This window comes from Vibrio sp. 10N.261.55.A10, assembly GCF_041470825.1.
GTDB classification, from domain to species: domain Bacteria; phylum Pseudomonadota; class Gammaproteobacteria; order Enterobacterales; family Vibrionaceae; genus Vibrio; species Vibrio crassostreae_C.
Genome location: NZ_JBFRNC010000030.1, coordinates 75,809 through 92,481, shown reverse-complemented (window position 1 = coordinate 92,481; position 16,673 = coordinate 75,809). Strand labels below are relative to the sequence as shown.

General features: G+C 46.0%; 15 protein-coding genes. 2 read left to right on the top strand and 13 right to left on the bottom strand.

What is annotated here, in order from left to right:
• Positions 1 to 268: 268 nt before the first annotated feature.
• The 5 genes from rplS to ffh form a co-directional block, all read right to left on the bottom strand.
• On the bottom strand, positions 269 to 622 hold the full coding sequence (gene rplS / locus AB4274_RS10190) for a 50S ribosomal protein L19 (protein ID WP_004735514.1): 354 nt from the start codon (positions 620 to 622) through the stop codon (positions 269 to 271).
• A 59-nt stretch (positions 623 to 681) separates the two neighbouring features.
• Positions 682 to 1,422: a tRNA (guanosine(37)-N1)-methyltransferase TrmD gene (gene trmD, locus AB4274_RS10185; RefSeq protein ID WP_017061056.1), complete on the bottom strand. Its 741-nt coding sequence runs from the start codon at positions 1,420 to 1,422 to the stop codon at positions 682 to 684.
• 26 nt (positions 1,423 to 1,448) lie between these two features.
• Positions 1,449 to 2,003: a ribosome maturation factor RimM gene (gene rimM / locus AB4274_RS10180; RefSeq protein WP_017063236.1), complete on the bottom strand. Its 555-nt coding sequence runs from the start codon at positions 2,001 to 2,003 to the stop codon at positions 1,449 to 1,451.
• Positions 2,004 to 2,027: 24 nt separating this feature from the next.
• Entirely contained in the window at positions 2,028 to 2,276 is a 249-nt protein-coding gene (rpsP, locus tag AB4274_RS10175) for a 30S ribosomal protein S16 (RefSeq protein WP_004410028.1), read from the bottom strand.
• A gap of 212 nt (positions 2,277 to 2,488) precedes the next feature.
• Positions 2,489 to 3,883, bottom strand: a complete 1,395-nt coding sequence (gene ffh / locus AB4274_RS10170) for a signal recognition particle protein (RefSeq protein WP_010435884.1) — start codon at positions 3,881 to 3,883, stop codon at positions 2,489 to 2,491.
• 200 nt (positions 3,884 to 4,083) lie between these two features.
• On the opposite strand from ffh, the gene AB4274_RS10165 reads away from it, so the two are divergent.
• Together AB4274_RS10165 and AB4274_RS10160 are read left to right on the top strand one after the other, a co-directional pair.
• On the top strand, positions 4,084 to 4,878 hold the full coding sequence (locus AB4274_RS10165) for an inner membrane protein YpjD (RefSeq protein WP_019825854.1): 795 nt from the start codon (positions 4,084 to 4,086) through the stop codon (positions 4,876 to 4,878).
• Positions 4,879 to 5,005: 127 nt separating this feature from the next.
• Entirely contained in the window at positions 5,006 to 6,277 is a 1,272-nt protein-coding gene (locus AB4274_RS10160; protein WP_017063233.1) for an HlyC/CorC family transporter, read from the top strand.
• A gap of 115 nt (positions 6,278 to 6,392) precedes the next feature.
• Here the strand turns inward: AB4274_RS10160 and luxS are convergent, their stop codons facing one another.
• From luxS to oadA, 8 genes are all read right to left on the bottom strand, one after another.
• Positions 6,393 to 6,911 carry an S-ribosylhomocysteine lyase gene (gene luxS / locus AB4274_RS10155; protein ID WP_017056597.1) on the bottom strand — a complete coding sequence of 173 codons (519 nt, stop codon included), beginning with the start codon at positions 6,909 to 6,911 and terminating at the stop codon, positions 6,393 to 6,395.
• Positions 6,912 to 6,935: 24 nt separating this feature from the next.
• Entirely contained in the window at positions 6,936 to 7,586 is a 651-nt protein-coding gene (locus AB4274_RS10150) for a hypothetical protein (RefSeq protein WP_017629422.1), read from the bottom strand.
• A gap of 10 nt (positions 7,587 to 7,596) precedes the next feature.
• Complete coding sequence (gene gshA / locus AB4274_RS10145; RefSeq protein WP_017063229.1) at positions 7,597 to 9,165, bottom strand: glutamate--cysteine ligase; 1,569 nt, start codon at positions 9,163 to 9,165, stop codon at positions 7,597 to 7,599.
• Between the two features lie 99 nt (positions 9,166 to 9,264).
• A complete protein-coding gene (locus AB4274_RS10140; RefSeq protein ID WP_372111938.1) occupies positions 9,265 to 12,123 on the bottom strand; it encodes a M16 family metallopeptidase in 2,859 nt (952 codons plus the stop codon).
• Between the two features lie 9 nt (positions 12,124 to 12,132).
• Positions 12,133 to 12,594: a YqaA family protein gene (locus tag AB4274_RS10135; protein WP_017059555.1), complete on the bottom strand. Its 462-nt coding sequence runs from the start codon at positions 12,592 to 12,594 to the stop codon at positions 12,133 to 12,135.
• Between the two features lie 6 nt (positions 12,595 to 12,600).
• The gene (locus AB4274_RS10130) at positions 12,601 to 13,554 is read right to left on the bottom strand and encodes an NADP-dependent oxidoreductase (protein WP_372111936.1); all 954 of its coding nucleotides are present in this window, start codon (positions 13,552 to 13,554) and stop codon (positions 12,601 to 12,603) included.
• Between the two features lie 172 nt (positions 13,555 to 13,726).
• Positions 13,727 to 14,857, bottom strand: coding sequence for a sodium ion-translocating decarboxylase subunit beta (locus AB4274_RS10125; protein ID WP_029235759.1), 1,131 nt, complete (start codon positions 14,855 to 14,857; stop codon positions 13,727 to 13,729).
• A 9-nt stretch (positions 14,858 to 14,866) separates the two neighbouring features.
• The gene (gene oadA / locus AB4274_RS10120) at positions 14,867 to 16,642 is read right to left on the bottom strand and encodes a sodium-extruding oxaloacetate decarboxylase subunit alpha (RefSeq protein WP_017059560.1); all 1,776 of its coding nucleotides are present in this window, start codon (positions 16,640 to 16,642) and stop codon (positions 14,867 to 14,869) included.
• Positions 16,643 to 16,673: the final 31 nt, after the last annotated feature.

The window sequence follows — 16,673 nt, the reverse complement described above, 5'->3', positions numbered from 1 at the left end:
GAGTAGCGAGTAGCGAGTAGATTTTGAAGGGTTGGCGTTTAACGTCAATCCTTTTTTATTGCCTATAACACGGCGTTAGTAGAGATTCCCTACTCCTTCCTTCGTCAGTCTAGGGAATGACGGTTAAATATGAGTTTCGGTTTGTTCCGTCATCCTCCAGAGCGAGGAATGAGCTAATTGGGGATCTCTTACCTGCGAAACTCCAAATAACAGACACAAAAAAGCGGAGCCAAATGGCTCCGCTTTTATCGATAGAATGCAAAAAGAATTACTTCTTAGTAAGCTTCTCTTTAATACGAGCTGACTTACCAGAACGCTCACGTAGGTAGTACAACTTGGCACGACGTACTGCACCACGGCGTTTAACTTCGATGCTATCAACCATTGGAGAGTGAGTTTGGAACGCACGCTCTACGCCTTCACCGTTCGAGATCTTACGAACTGTGAATGCAGAGTGTAGACCACGGTTACGAATAGCGATTACAACGCCTTCGAAAGCCTGTAGACGCTCACGGTCACCTTCTTTTACCTTAACCTGAACTACAACAGTGTCACCTGGTGCGAATTTAGGAAGGTCTGATTTTAGTTGCTCTTCTTCAAGAGCCTTGATGATGTTGCTCATTTGTATAAATTCCTAGAATAAACTGATACTAAATTTAATAGGTTACTGCTTGCTTTTCGTTAAGAGCGTTGCTCTTTAATGAATTCAGCCAGTAATTGTTCCTGTTCGTCAGTCAGAGCTAGGTTTTCCAGGAGTTCTGGTCTTCTTAGCCAAGTTCGGCCCAACGATTGTTTTAATCGCCAGCGACGAATATCCTTATGGTTTCCAGACTTGAGTACCGATGGTACATCTTTATCGTCTAGCACCTCAGGGCGCGTATAATGGGGACAATCTAGCAAACCATTTGCAAAAGAATCTTCTTCTGCTGAAGCGAAATCTCCAAGTACACCCGGAACAAACCGAGATACTGAATCAATCAGCGTCATGGCTGGCAGTTCGCCACCCGTCATCACAAAATCTCCAATCGACCATTCTTCGTCAACTTCAGATTGAATGATGCGCTCATCTACCCCTTCGTAGCGACCACAAATAAGAAGTAAATTCTCGTTTGTTGCCAGCTCTTCAACACCTTTCTGGTCGAGTTTACGACCTTGAGGTGAAAGATAGATAACTTTCGTCTTTCCCGGTGCTGCTTGCTTGGCCGTTGTGATAGCGTCGCGCAAAGGCTGAACCATCATTAACATGCCAGGACCACCACCGTAAGGTCTGTCATCAACAGTGCGATGTTTATCATGAGTGAAATCACGAGGATTCCATGTCTCAATAGATAAAAGACCTTTTTTAACCGCTTGACCTGTTACTCCAAAATCAGTAACAGAACGGAACATTTCAGGAAAAAGGCTAATAATGCCAACCCACATGTGTTCTCTCGCTCTGTAATTTGGAGTTAGAATCCAGGATCCCAGTCAACTTCGATCCGGCGAGCTTCGCGATCAACTTTCTTGATCACTTGCTCTTCAAGGTACGGTACTAACCGTTCCTTTTGGCCAAAAGCATCTTTAAGATTTGCTTTGATTACTAGAACATCGTTCGAGCCAGTTTCTAATAGGTCAGTGACCTCACCAAGGTCGTAACCTTTAGTGGTAAAAACTTGCATACCGAACAATTCGCGCCAGTAGAATTCATCTTCTGACAATTCAGGTAACGAAGCAGGGTCAATAGCAATTTCAAAGTTAGTCATCAGTTGCGCGTCTTCACGAACATCTAATCCCGCTAGCTTACATACATAACCTTGGCCATGACGTTTCCAGCTCTCAACTTTGTACTCAACCCACTTACCCTTTAGGTTTAAATACCAAGGGCTGTAATCAAATATGCTTTCAGCATTGTCTGTGTAGGAGAACACTTTGAGCCAGCCACGAATACCATAGGTAGACCCAAGTTTACCCATGACAATTCTATTATTTTGCTCGCTCATAGTTTCTTTACCCTTCATCGACATAAGCTATTTCTCTTTAAAAAAGAATTAAGCCGCTTTTTGAGCGTCTTTAACTAGCTTAGCTACACGATCAGATAGAGATGCGCCTTGACCAACCCAGTGGTTAACACGATCTAGGTCTAGACGTAGACCTTCTTCTTGACCTTGAGCTGTAGGGTTAAAGAAACCTACTTTCTCGATGAAACGGCCAGTTGCAGCGTTACGGCTATCCGCAACTACGATTTGATAAAATGGGCGCTTCTTTGCACCGTGACGTGCCAAACGAATGGTTACCATGTCGTCCTCTTTGCTTTCTTAATAAAATAATTAACCCCAAGTATAAGTAAATAGCTTGGGGTCTCGTGCCAAATTAAAGCCCCGGAATTTTACTCTTATTCCGGTGCAATGCAAGGGCTTTAGCTATTTTTTCACCAACATAGCTGCCGTACACTTTCTGTGACACGGCTAACACTATGAAAAGTAACGTAGCTAAAGCTTACATTTGTAGATTATCGACCAAACGGGTTAAAGCCACCACCCATTCCGCCCATACCTCCACCGCCGCCCATCATGCCTTGCATGTTGCGCATCATGCCTTTCATGCCACCTTTCTGCATCTTCTTCATCATCTTCTGCATTTGGGTGAACTGCTTAAGCATACGGTTTACATCTTGTACCTGTGTACCAGAACCAGCGGCAATACGCTTTTTGCGAGAGCCTTTGATTAGGTCAGGGCGTTGACGCTCTTTCATGGTCATAGAGTTGATGATCGCTTCCATTTGCTTGAACATCTTGTCATCAACTTTATCTTTAACGTTATCTGGTAGCTGAGACATGCCTGGAAGCTTATCCATCATGCCCATCATGCCGCCCATGTTTTGCATCTGACCTAGTTGTTCACGGAAGTCTTCAAGGTCAAAGCCTTTCTTCTCTTTGAACTTCTTAGCCAGTTTCTCTGCTTTCTCGGTATCAACGTTTTTCTGTAGGTCTTCAATAAGAGACAGTACGTCGCCCATACCTAAGATACGAGAAGCAACACGATCTGGGTGGAACGGTTCTAGTGCGTCAGTCTTTTCACCAACACCCAAGAATTTAATCGGCTTGCCTGTGATATGACGAACAGACAGAGCAGCACCACCACGCGCATCACCATCAACTTTCGTCAAGATAACACCGGTTAGTGGTAGCGCATCACCAAAGGCTTTTGCAGTGTTCGCAGCATCTTGACCTGTCATTGCATCAACAACGAACAGTGTCTCTACTGGTTTAATTGCAGTATGAAGCTCTTTGATCTCGCCCATCATCTCTTCATCGATAGCCAAACGACCCGCAGTATCGACAAGTAGCACGTCGTAGAATTTCTTCTTCGCGTGGTCGATTGCAGCGTTTGCAATATCAAGAGGCTTTTGATCAGCTGAAGATGGGAAGAAGTCTACGCCAACATCGCTTGCTAACGTTTCAAGCTGTTTGATCGCCGCTGGACGGTAAACGTCGGCAGACACAACCAAGACTTTCTTCTTGTCACGCTCAGTTAGAAGCTTAGATAGCTTACCTACCGATGTGGTTTTACCCGCACCTTGTAGACCCGCCATTAAGATAACGGCTGGCGGCTGCGCTGCTAGGTTAAGAGCCTCGTTAGACTCACCCATTACCGCTTCAAGTTCAGCTTGAACGATCTTAATGAATTCTTGACCAGGCGTTAGAGATTTAGAAACCTCAACACCCACAGCGCCTTCTTTTACGCGCTTAACAAAATCGCGGACAACGGGCAGTGCAACGTCGGCTTCAAGTAGCGCCATACGTACTTCACGCAGCGTCTCTTTAATATTGTCTTCGGTCAGACGACCTTTACCGCTGATGTTCTTCAGCGTTTTGGATAGACGATCCGTTAAATTATCAAACATAGTTTTCTCTTCGCTCAAAACTGCGACTATTACTGTGAGTATACATTAGCGCGGATTAGAGTCATACCCGTTGTAGAGCGTTAATCATCCGTGCTTGTGATGTGAGACATTATTCACTTGGAATTGAATGAGGTTCGCCATAGCCCCAAAGAGCGATGCGAGGTATAATTCGCCAATTAGTAATCATTAAAATGGATACCATGGACAGTCTTATTGCGATCGCAGCAGCCTTTCTTTATACAATGGCGATTTCCACGATCATTCCAGGTCTCGTGCACCAAACAGGAATCCGTGTAAAAACGGTGTTTATCAGCGCATTACTTGCTCTAGCTTTCCATGCTTGGTTGCTTGGCGATTTGATTTTTAATGCCAGTGGCCAAAACCTCAGTATCTTGAACGTTGCTTCATTAATCAGTTTAATCATATCTGTGGTAATGAGCGGTGCAATGCTCAAAACCCGCTTGTGGTTCATCTTGCCTGTTGTTTATAGTTTCGCAGCGCTTAACCTCATGGCAGCAACGTTTCTTCCAAGTACCTTCATCAAACATCTAGAGAATGACCCAAAACTGCTCGTGCACATCTCTTTGGCTCTATTCTCATACGCAACGTTAACTATCGGTGCGCTATACGCCCTGCAACTTGCGTGGCTAGATCACAAACTTAAAAAGAAAAAAGCCTTAGTGATAAACCCTAACCTACCTCCTTTAATGATGGTGGAAAGACAACTTTTCAAGATCATTTTGATTGGTAATGGCTTATTAACAGGTACCTTGTTAACGGGTCTCATCTTCGTGCAAGATATGTTTGCTCAAGGAAAGGCACACAAGGCTGTGTTGTCTTTTATCGCTTGGGTTATCTACTCCATCCTTCTGTGGGGTCACTATCAGAAAGGTTGGCGTGGACAGAAAGTCACTTGGTTCGCACTGGCCGGCGCCAGCATGCTCACATTAGCCTACTTCGGTAGCCGCTTCGTCCAGGAAATCATCCTGAACTAGTCTGTAAAATAAAGGCAAGGTCTCACATACCTTGCCTTTAAAATATTGAGTGCAATACATTCAATTGACATCTCGACCATGTTCGGTCATAAATTAATCAAGATACACAAATAGGAAAAGAATAGTTTTGGACGACATATCAACGGGTATCTTATTTGCGCTACTCGCGTGTCTCATTGTAATTTCTGGTTATTTCTCTGGTTCCGAAACGGGCATGATGTCCCTGAACCGCTACCGTTTAAAGCACTTGGCCAATACGGGTCATAAAGGTGCCAAACGTGTAGAAAAACTTCTGAACCGCCCAGACAGATTGATTGGCCTCATCCTCATCGGCAACAATCTCGTCAACATTCTTGCATCTGCGATCGCTACTATTCTTGGTATGCGCATCTACGGGGATATCGGTGTGGCTATCGCTACTGGTACCCTAACTCTCGTGATCCTCGTATTCGCCGAGGTAACACCAAAAACCATCGCTTCTCTATTTCCTGAACGTGTCTCTTACGCGAGCAGTATCCTTTTGATGATACTGATGAAGGTGCTGTCACCATTGGTGATCTTAGTGAACTTCATTACCAACGGCTTCATTCGTATCTTAGGTGTTAAAGCCAGCCATGATGCAACCGACCACTTGAGTTCAGAAGAGCTTAGAACCGTGGTAAATGAAGCCGGTAGCTTAATCCCTCAACGTCACCAAGATATGTTGGTGTCTATTCTGGATTTAGAGCACGTCACCGTGAACGACATCATGGTGCCGCGTAATGAGATTACTGGTATCGACATCAATGACGACTGGAAATCGATCGTTCGTCAACTTACCCACTCGCCTCATGGTCGCGTAGTGCTGTACCGTGACCAAATAGATGAAGTGGTCGGCATGCTTAGGCTGCGTGAAGCTTACCGTCTGATGCTTGAAAAGAACGAATTCAATAAAGAAACCCTGTTGCGTGCCGCGGATGAGATCTACTTTATTCCTGAAGCGACACCACTCAATATTCAACTGCTTAAGTTTCAACGCAATAAGCAGCGCATCGGTTTGATTGTTGATGAGTATGGCGACATCAATGGTTTGGTTACATTAGAAGATATTCTAGAAGAGATCGTAGGTGAGTTTACCACCTCAATCACCCCAAGCTTATCTGAAGAGATTACTCCGCAAAGCGATGGCAGCTTCTTGATTGAAGGCAGTGCCAATATCCGAGATATCAACAAAGGCTTACAGTGGGCACTGCCTACCGATGGCCCAAGAACGCTGAATGGTTTGATACTGGAACATCTTGAAGATATTCCTGAGAGTCACCTGAGTGTTCAGGTTGCCAGCCACCCAATGGAAATTGTTGAGCTTGAAGAGAACCGCATCAAACTGGTTCGCGTGTTCCCACAGATCGTGAACGGCTAACTGAGTTATCACTGAATCTCTGTCTCGCCCTAAAATACGTTGACGAAAAAGGCCCGGTTCATTGAACCGGGCCTTTTAGTATCTAACTCGCCCTATCTAGGGTAGCTATCAATGACTAGTCGATCTTAAGCTCTTGCAGCATAGACTCTGGCAGTGCCAGTTCATCATTCTTGTTTACAGAGATGCCTGCAGCGATGATCGCATTCGCGATCTCTTTCGCTTCATCCAAAGAGTGCATTGCCGCGGTACCACATTGGTATTCGTTCAGCTCAGGGATCTTATTCTGGTTCTCAACTTTCAGTACGTCTTGCATCGCTGCCAACCAACCGTCAGCCACTTGTTGTTCTGTAGGCGTACCAATCAGGCTCATGTAGAAACCAGTGCGACAGCCCATCGGTGAGATATCGATGATCTCTACATCTGAACCGTTCAATTGATTACGCATGAAACCAGCATATAGGTGCTCTAGAGTATGGATACCTTTCTCAGATAGGATGTCTTTGTTTGGCGCAGTAAAACGCAGGTCAAACACAGTGATGGTATCCCCTTTTGGGGTTTGCATTGTTTTAGCAACACGAACGGCAGGTGCGTTCATGCGTGTGTGATCAACAGTGAAACTATCTAATAAAGGCATTGCTCTTCTCCATGACGGCTGGCTTTAGAAAAACCAGCTTCGATTGTCTTCTAGTTCTTTGCGGCACTGTTTCAGCTGCCATCCATAATCTTTTGCTTGCTGTTCGACTTTGCGCGCCACCTTAATTAGCGATGGCTTGCTGTTGTATGACTTGCGCTTATAACCACCACGGCCTTCATGATAAGCCAGGTATTGGTTATATGGGTCCCATAGTGAGATGCCCAATTGACGACGCGTCTCGCTGGTATACCAACCGATGAACATCAATGCATCATCAAAGTTGGTTCTTGAACCACCGTTATTGGTCGCCTTTTGGAAGTCTTCCCAAGCAGGATCTTGAGCTTGTGCATAACCGTAGGCACTGCTTACACGCCCCCACGGTATAAAGCCAAGAATGTAATCTTTAGGTGGGCGCGCATCATGACGATAGCTACTCTCTTGTTTCACAAAAGCCATCGCAACGTTAATCGGCGTTCCCCATTCTTCTTGCATATCCAAGGCATCTTCATACCATGAAGGGTGCTCTCGAAAGATGCTACACAAATTATCTTGCTGCTTTGGCGGTGGCGTTGCACATCCAACCAACAGGCTAGAGACAACACCAACAGTCACTACAGGTAACCATTTACTACTCACTCGAGTAGGCTGACCTAATAAGGCTTGCTTCCTTTCCACCAAAGTCTCGCTATGCTTTTAAATACGAAAAATAATCCGCTAAGAAGCTATCAAAATCTTGAGTGCTTGCTTCTTCACTTTGTTGCTGAGCAATCACAGAACGTTGAACTTCTGCTTCCATCAACTCAGCTGAATATACTTTGTATTGGTGCGCTTTGTGTTGCTGAGCGTACGTTTTACCTAACGCGCAACCCACTTTACCTAAGCCGCCCAATTTTTTGGTCTCTTCTAGCAACTGGCCAGAAATAGTTAGCTCAGGGTTATCAATCCAAGCCTCAAGCGTATCGCATGTTTCTTGGTATGCACGACCACCTTGTTCAGCGTCCATCATCTCGGCAATAGAGCGCAGATCTTTGAAGACACGCTTCGCCCAATCTTGCAGAGACAATCGCTCACCATGACAACCGATTTGCAGCTCTAGACCAACCTGACGACCTTGTAGGATCACCTTGTTCCAGTTATCGCGCCAGCATTCAAGCTCGCAGTTATCCATCTCAGCAGAGTCCGTTAGCACACTCCACGTTAGGAATAAGTCTAGGAAGCGAACCTGCTGCTCATTGATACCAATTGAGCTGAATGGGTTTACATCGAGAGAACGCACCTCGATGTACTCAACACCACCGCGTGCCAATGCTTCAGATGGTTTCTCACCACTCTTCGCGACACGCTTAGGGCGGATTGGAGCGTAAAGCTCATTTTCAATTTGCAGTACGTTGCTATTCAACTGACGGTATTCACCATCAACCTTAGTGCCAATCTCGGCAAATTCTTCTGATGGTGTGCGAATCGCTTGATTCAAACCTTCAAGGTATTGGTCTAGGCTGTTGAAACCAATCTTCAACACACTTTGCGCACTGTTCGTGTAGCCAAGGTCGCTCAGGCGCAGTGCCGTTGCTTTTGGCAGATACAGTGTCTCGCCAATCTTTTCAAAAGGCAGGTTTGTCTCTCTTCCTTTGATGAAAGAAGAACATAGCGCAGGTGAAGCACCGAAGAAGTATGGGATTAACCAACCAAAGCGGTAGTAGTTACGAATCAAACCAAAGTAAGCATCTGACTTAGATTCACAACGCGCTTCTTCAGTTTGCTCTCCAAACAGGCTATCCCAAAAGCTTTCTGGGAAAGAGAAGTTGAAGTGAACACCAGAGATAATCTGCATCAGGCTACCGTAACGACGTTTTAGGCCTTCACGATATAGGGTCTTCATCTTACCGTTATTCGAGGTGCCGTATTGCGCTAGCTGAATGTAATCTTCACTGCCAACGTAACAAGGCATAGAAAGCGGCCATAGTTTTTCGCCGTCTAACTTGGTTTGCGTGAAGTGGTGGATATCAGACAACTGATTCAAAAGCGTCGGAACGTCGTTAGAAACAGGCGTGATAAATTCCAGTAGCGACTCAGAGAAATCGGTCGTTACCCATTCGTTCATCAACGCAGATCCCAAAGCCTCAGGGTGCGGCCCAGTAGCAAGGTGCCCATCTTCCGTGTAGCGTAATGTTTCCCTTTCAACACCACGACCAAATTGAGAGAAGGTCTTAGGGTTGGTTGCAACTTGCTTTAGTCGCGCAGCAAAATCAGTCAAAATTCAGTTCACTTATCTTATATTGTTCTGATTAGAACTATCATAAATTAGGTTGGAGGAGAAAAGTAGAGTCTCTTCCCTCCCCCTTTAATGTGTACTCTAACGAATGATTTCAAGCTCTTCTATTGGAATATCTAACTTTTCTAATTGCGGGCGAAGCGAAGTCGCGTCACCAACAACGATTATTTGATAATCATTCGGGTCAAACCATTTCTTAGATAGCTCGTTTAAGGTCTCTTTTGAAACCGTTTCAACTATCTGATTACGCTGTTGTAGGTAATCTTCATCAAGGCTCAATGCAACAATATTACTCAACAACCCCGCCTTTTGACTTGGCGTTTCGTATTTAAGTGCATCTTGTTGACCGACGGCAAGGCGCATAAATTTCACCTCTTCGTCAGTTAATCCACTTTGGCTAAACTCATTCAGCTCATTAATAAACTCTTGAATCGATGGAACCGTCGCATTCGCCCTTACCTGCGCGCTAAATACCACTGCGCCAGTTTCACGAGTACTTGCGAAGTAACCGCTTGCACCGTAAGTGTAGGCTTTGTCTTCACGTAGGTTCTGGTTGATACGGCTATTGAAGTTGCCCGCTAAGTTAAAGTTAGCTAACTGGCTCAAATACAATTCGCCCGTCGCATCAAACGGCAGGCCCTTACGAACCAAGCGAACAATGCTTTGCGGCGCACCCGGTTTATCAACTAAGTACAGGTGCTGACCAGAAAGCTCTTTGACGATCTGTGGACGCGTTAATGGTGCCGCATCGCCTTGCCACTCTTCAAAGAATTGTAGCTGTTTCCCTACCTCTTTCTTCGAGATGTCTCCCACCACAACAATATTGGCACCTTCTGGTGTGTAATGTTGCGCATAGAATTTTTTCACATCGTCTAAGGTCAATTTCGATAGAGATTCCTTAGTACCATCACTTGCACGAGCAAAAACAGTGTCACCAAACAGCACTTCACGGGTTGCTTGAGAAGCCATCCAGCTTGGCTGCTGATGCTGATACACAACGCCTTCTAGCATCTGTTTCTTAACGCGCTCAAAATCTTGCTCATCGAACTTAGGATCGAATAGAACCTCTTGCACAATCGCTAAGGTTTGAGGCAAGTTTTTCTCTAGCGTCGAGACTGAAATATCTGTGGTGTAGCTGCCCGCACTAATGCTCACGCTGCTACCAAGTTTATCTAAGGTCGCTTGTAACTCTTCAACGGTTCGTTTAGTTGAGCCTTCTTCCATCATCGAAGCCGTTAGGTTCGCTAGGCCTTCTTGCCCTTTGCGAACATAGCGTTCGCCTGCAGGCAATTGAATTTGCAGCTGTACTGTCGGCGTTTCACTGGTCACGGTACCAATTAAGTCAGTGCCATTTGCAAAGTGCATGCGGTACAACTCAGGCATGGTCGCCTCAACACCAAAGTTCACTTCTGGCATCACACTGCGATCAAAGGTATCCGGTGCCTTTCTGAAATCCAGTTGATCTTCCGTCACCTTGCTGTATTCCGGCAACGTACGTGGTGGCGTGGTAAAGGTCGCTTCACGAACCGCCAAATCGAGCTTTTTCTTAGGAACCACACTCAAGGTAACCTTGTGCTTACCTTCGATGAAATCTTGGTATGCCTTGCTCACGCTCTCAGGCGTCACCGCTCGGATTTGATCGAGTTGTGATTCAATGCGATCAGGCTGACCATAGAAGGTTTGGTTCGACGCGAGTTGCGACACCTTACCTTTAACGCTTTGCAATGCAAAAACAGCATTCGCTTCGGCCATGCCAGTGATCTGGTCTAAACGCTCTTGCTCAACGCCCTCTTTCGAGAATTGCTCCAGGGTATCCATCAGCTCTTTATTGAGAACCGTCAAATCGCCTTTTTCACCTGAGTTGCCCATTGCATACACGTACATGGTACAAGCAAGCTCAGCACAATCATGGAAAGATCCAGCGCTGACTGCCTTCTGCGTTTTTACTAGGTTTTGATATAGATAACTGTTGGTACCTGAACCTAACACGTTAGACAATGCATTCAGTGAAGCTTGCGTCTCTTCGCCGCGATACGTTGTTGGCCAACCCACAAGCACCATCGGCTGACGAATATTATCTTCTAAGGTGATGTACTTATCTTCTTTTAGAACAGCAGGTTGCTTCTCTGCCGCCTTCACTTCAGGGCCTTGAGGAATTGGACCAAAGTACTTGTTAACCCATTCTAGCGTATCATCAACGTCGATATCACCACCAATCGTTAACACGGCATTGTTTGGGCCGTACCAACGCAGGAAGAACGCTTTAAGATCATTCACGTCAACACGGTCAAGATCTTCAACATAGCCGATTGGTTGCCAAGAGTAAGGGTGACCTTCAGGGTAAAGCGCTTCGCCCATGCGTTCCCACATCAAGCCGTAAGGACGATTTTCGTAGCTCTGCGCTCGCTCGTTCTTGACCGTGCCTCTTTGAACCTCAAATTTCTTCTGAGAAACAGCATCCAACAAGAAGCCCATTCGGTCTGATTCTAACCACAGCATTTTTTCAAGTTGGTTAGAAGGAACAGTTTCAAAATAGTTGGTGCGGTCACGGTTGGTCGTGCCGTTTAACGAGCCACCCGCTTCGGTAATGATCTTAAAGTGCTGTTGGTCACCAACGTTCTCTGAACCCTGGAACATCATGTGCTCAAAGAAGTGAGCAAATCCCGACTTGCCTATCTCTTCACGTGCTGAACCGACGTGATAAGTTACATCAACATGCACCAACGGATCGGAATCATCAGGGGAAAGAATAACTGTCAGACCGTTTTCAAGCTGATACTTGGTGTAAGGAATCACTACTTTATCTTTAGAGGGCTTAACCTCTTCTAACAGAGTGACACCTTCAGGTAACGAGGAAAAGAAGGGCGTTGAGCTAGGTACATTGTAAGAACAGCCAGCAATGGCGATAAGAGAAAATGTACCAAGTAAAACCTTTTTCATAGGTTCTCCTTAGAAAAAACCGAAGTAGATAGCAGCAAGTAAGCTATAGCGAGCGGCTTTGCCAATCGCTATCAAAATAACGCTAGGGATGAATTTCATTCTTAGCCAACCCGCAGCGAGACACAAAGGGTCACCAATGATCGGTAACCAACTAAATAACAGTGTCCAGTAGCCATAGCGACTCAGCCAAGCCATAGCCTTATGACCATGCTTTTCAGATTGAGTTCGATTAGGCAACCACAAACCAATCCAATAGTTAGTCAGGCCGCCTAAGGTATTGCCTAATGTCGCCACTAGAATGATCGATGAGGTTGAAAACTGATCTAAGCTCAATGCAGCCACAAGGCTAGCTTCTGAACCACCGGGGAGTAACGTGGCACTCAAGAAGCCACTAATGAAGAGTACCCACAGCGCCGAGTCCGAGAACCACAGCGCGATATTTTCAAAAAGGGAGTTAAAAAATTCTAACACTGCCTATCAACTTTCTTGCATTTTAAGTAGCACCTTGCCTCTGGTGTGTCCGGTTTCAACCTGCAGGTGCGCCGACTGCGCCTCGTCTAATTGGTAGATACCTTGAATTTCTGTTTTGAGTAATCCGACACTGACCATGTAAAGCATAGTGTCCATTTGCTCAGGGCTTGGTTCAACCAGCATGCCTGATGCAGTAAAACCTAATAGTGTTGCTTTCTCACAGATAAGTTCTGCAGATAGAGTCGGCACAGTCACTACTCGCGCGCCATCTTTTAGGCACTTCAATGCATCAAGCGCGGTATCGCCACCGACCAAATCAATCAGCACATCGACATCTGATACTCTTTCTGATGCTGGCGCAAACTTATAGTTAATCGCGTGAGCACCTAGCGTCGCAAGGTAATCAAGATTGGCTTCGCTGCAGGTTGTGTAAACCTCAGCTTTTGCTGCCACTGCAATTTGAACCGCAAGGTGACCAACGCCGCCCGCGCCCGCTAAAATAAGCACGCGGTCGCCTTCTTTCACTTCGGCTTTGTTGAGCGCTTGTGCCGCGGTTTGACTCGCGAGTGGTAATGCAGCTGCCGCTTCTAAAGTGACAGAATCAGGAACCATACTTAGTGCCGCTTCTGGAACACACACATATTGGCTGTAACCGCCACCTTGCAGTGGAAAACCAATAAAGCCAGCCACGTTATCACCAACAGTAAAGCGTTCAGCCTGTTCGCCTAGCGAGACAATTTGCCCTGAAATATCGTAGCCAGGTACCCAAGGTAGGTTACCTTTGTTTTGTGCTGCCGCCCAACCAAGGCCCGCTCGGGTTTTGACATCAATCGGATTAATGCCTGAAAAGGAAACTTTAACCACCACTTCTCCAGCCTTAGGCTCAGGGATCGCACTGGTTTGAATACTTAGGTTTTCGACGCCGCCGAATTGAGTAATCGCAATCTGTTTATTTTCCATTTCCACATTTCCTTGATTGATAAAAGCCCTAGTGAGCAAGCACCCTAATTAATAAAAAGAAAGGGATGCGAAAGCATCCCTTTGACTATAAACCATTTAATAAGGCTAAGTTAACCGCTCATTCGTAAATTGACGACCAATTAACGTAACGATACATGACCCAGCAAATCCACTAGCCCACGAGAGCTAATAGAATACCCGCCGCAACCGCACTACCAAGTACACCGGCTACGTTCGGGCCCATTGCATGCATCAACAAGAAATTCTGAGGGTTTGCCTCAAGACCAACCTTGTTCACAACACGTGCCGCCATTGGAACCGCTGATACGCCAGCTGCGCCAATCAGTGGGTTGATGTCCTCTTTCGAGAATCGGTTCAACACCTTAGCCATCAATACACCACCCGCCGTACCGATACTGAACGCGACCGCACCTAAACCTAGAATACCCAATGTTTCTAAGTTCAAGAACTTATCCGCTTGAAGCTTAGAACCAACCCCTAGACCTAGGAAAATAGTTACAACGTTAATCAGTTCGTTTTGAGCTGTTTTTGAAAGGCGATCAACCACACCCGCTTCACGCATTAAGTTACCCAAACAGAACATACCAACTAGAGGTGTTGCTGAAGGTAGGAACAAAATCGTCATCAGTAGTACAGCAAGCGGGAAAAGAATCTTCTCGGCTTTGCTAACGTGACGAAGTTGAGCCATCTTAATTTTGCGCTCTTCAGGAGACGTTAACGCTTTCATGATTGGTGGCTGAATGATAGGAACCAAAGCCATGTAGCTATAAGCCGCTACTGCAATGGCACCTAAAAGATCCGGAGATAACTTACTCGCCAAGAAGATCGCAGTTGGGCCATCGGCACCACCAATGATCGCAATTGACGAAGCATCGGCCATCGAGAACTCCATTCCTGGAACGTAGTTCAGCAAGATCGCGCCAAATAGCGTCGCGAAGATACCAAACTGAGCCGCAGCCCCTAGCCACAACGTTTTAGGGTTCGCAATCAACGCACCGAAGTCCGTCATCGCACCAACACCCATAAAGATCAGCAGTGGGAAAATACCTGTCTCAATACCAATGTAGTAGACGTAGTAGAGCAAACCACCTGGATCAGTAAACCCAGCATTTGGAATGTTTGCTAATACAGCACCAAAACCAATAGGCAGTAGAAGTAACGGTTCAAATCCTTTACGAATTGCCAAAAACAACAGTAAGCAACCAACCAGCATCATACAGATCTGGCCGAACTCAAAGTTCGCAATCCCTGTTTCAGACCATAAGGTCATCAATCCTTCCATGGTACTCCCTTACGCTAAGCTTAGTAGTGGAGCGCCTACAGTAACTGCATCGCCTTCTTTAACATTCAATTCTTGAACGATACCACCACGAGCAGCACGAACTTCCGTTTCCATCTTCATCGCTTCTAGGATTAGTAGAACGTCGCCTTCAGAAACCTCAGTACCCGCCTGAACGTTTACTTTAAAGATGTTACCCGCCAATGGAGCTGGAACCGCTTCAGCGTCAGACGCTGCTACTGGTGCAGCCTGAGCAGGTTTTGCAGATGGCGCCACCGATGTCAGTTCACCTTGTGGGCCAACTTCAACATCGTAAACTTGACCATCAACCTTCACGCTGTAGCTTTCAATACCACCAGAAGCTTGTACAGGAGCTGCAGCAACTGGAGCCGCAACTTCTAGCGTTGGTGCAGGTTCAAATGCTTCAGGATTACGACGGTTCTTAAGGAACTTAAGACCCACTTGTGGGAAGAGCGCGTAAGTCAGTACATCATCAACCGTATCTTCAGCTAGAGAGATACCCTCTGATTTCGCTTTCTCTAACAGATCCGTCGTTAACGTATCCATTTCAGACTTAAGTAAATCAGCAGGACGACAAGTAATCGGCTCTGCACCGTCTAGAACTTTCGCTTGCAGTTCAGCATCCACTTCAGCAGGAGCTTGACCGTATTCACCTTTCAGTAGACCAGCAGTCTCTTTCGTGATGCTCTTATAGCGTTCGCCCGTTAAGACGTTAATAACCGCTTGAGTACCGACAATCTGAGAAGTTGGTGTTACTAAAGGAATGTAACCAAGCTCTTTACGTACGCGTGGGATCTCTTCTAGAACTTCATCCATGCGATCGGCGGCGCCTTGCTCTTTAAGCTGGCCTTCCATGTTAGTTAACATTCCGCCAGGAACTTGAGCGATTAAGATGCGAGAATCGACACCTTTTAGCTGACCTTCCCATTTCGCGTACTTTTTACGTACATCACGGAAGTAAGCCGCGATGGGTTCGATTTGGTCTAGTTTAAGATTCGTGTCTCGCTCTGTACCTTCTAACATCGCAACAACCGTTTCGGTTGGCGTATGACCGTAAGTGCAGCTCATTGAAGAAATAGCGGTATCTAGAATGTCGATACCCGCTTCAACGGCTTTAACCGCTGTTGCAGTCGATAGACCAGTTGTCGCGTGGCTATGCAGTGCTAGAGGAACGTCACACGATGCTTTGATACGTGTAATCAGCTCTTCTGCTTCATACGGCTTTAATAAACCTGACATATCTTTGATACATAGTGAGTGACAACCTAGGTCCTCTAGGCGCTTAGCCAAATCAACCCAAGTATCTGAATTGTGGACCGGACTGGTTGTGTAAGACAACGTACCTTGAGCGTGGCCACCAACGTCGATCGTTGCTTTCACTGCTTTTTCAAAGTTACGCACGTCATTCATCGCATCAAAGATACGGAATACGTCCATGCCGTTTTTATGGGCACGTTCAACAAATTTTTCTACTACATCATCCGCGTAGTGACGGTAGCCCAATAGGTTTTGACCACGCAGTAGCATCTGCATTGGTGTGTTTGGCATCGCTTTTTTCAGCTCACGCAAACGCTCCCATGGATCCTCGCCAAGAAAACGGATACATGAATCAAACGTCGCGCCGCCCCAAGTCTCAAGTGACCAGTAACCGACTTTATCCAGTTCTGCCGCAATTGGCAGCATATCTTCGATACGCATACGAGTAGCAAATAGTGACTGGTGCGCGTCACGAAGTACCACATCTGTGATAGCTAGTGGTTTAGACATGCTCATAAACTCCTTTTTAATCCTTTAAATG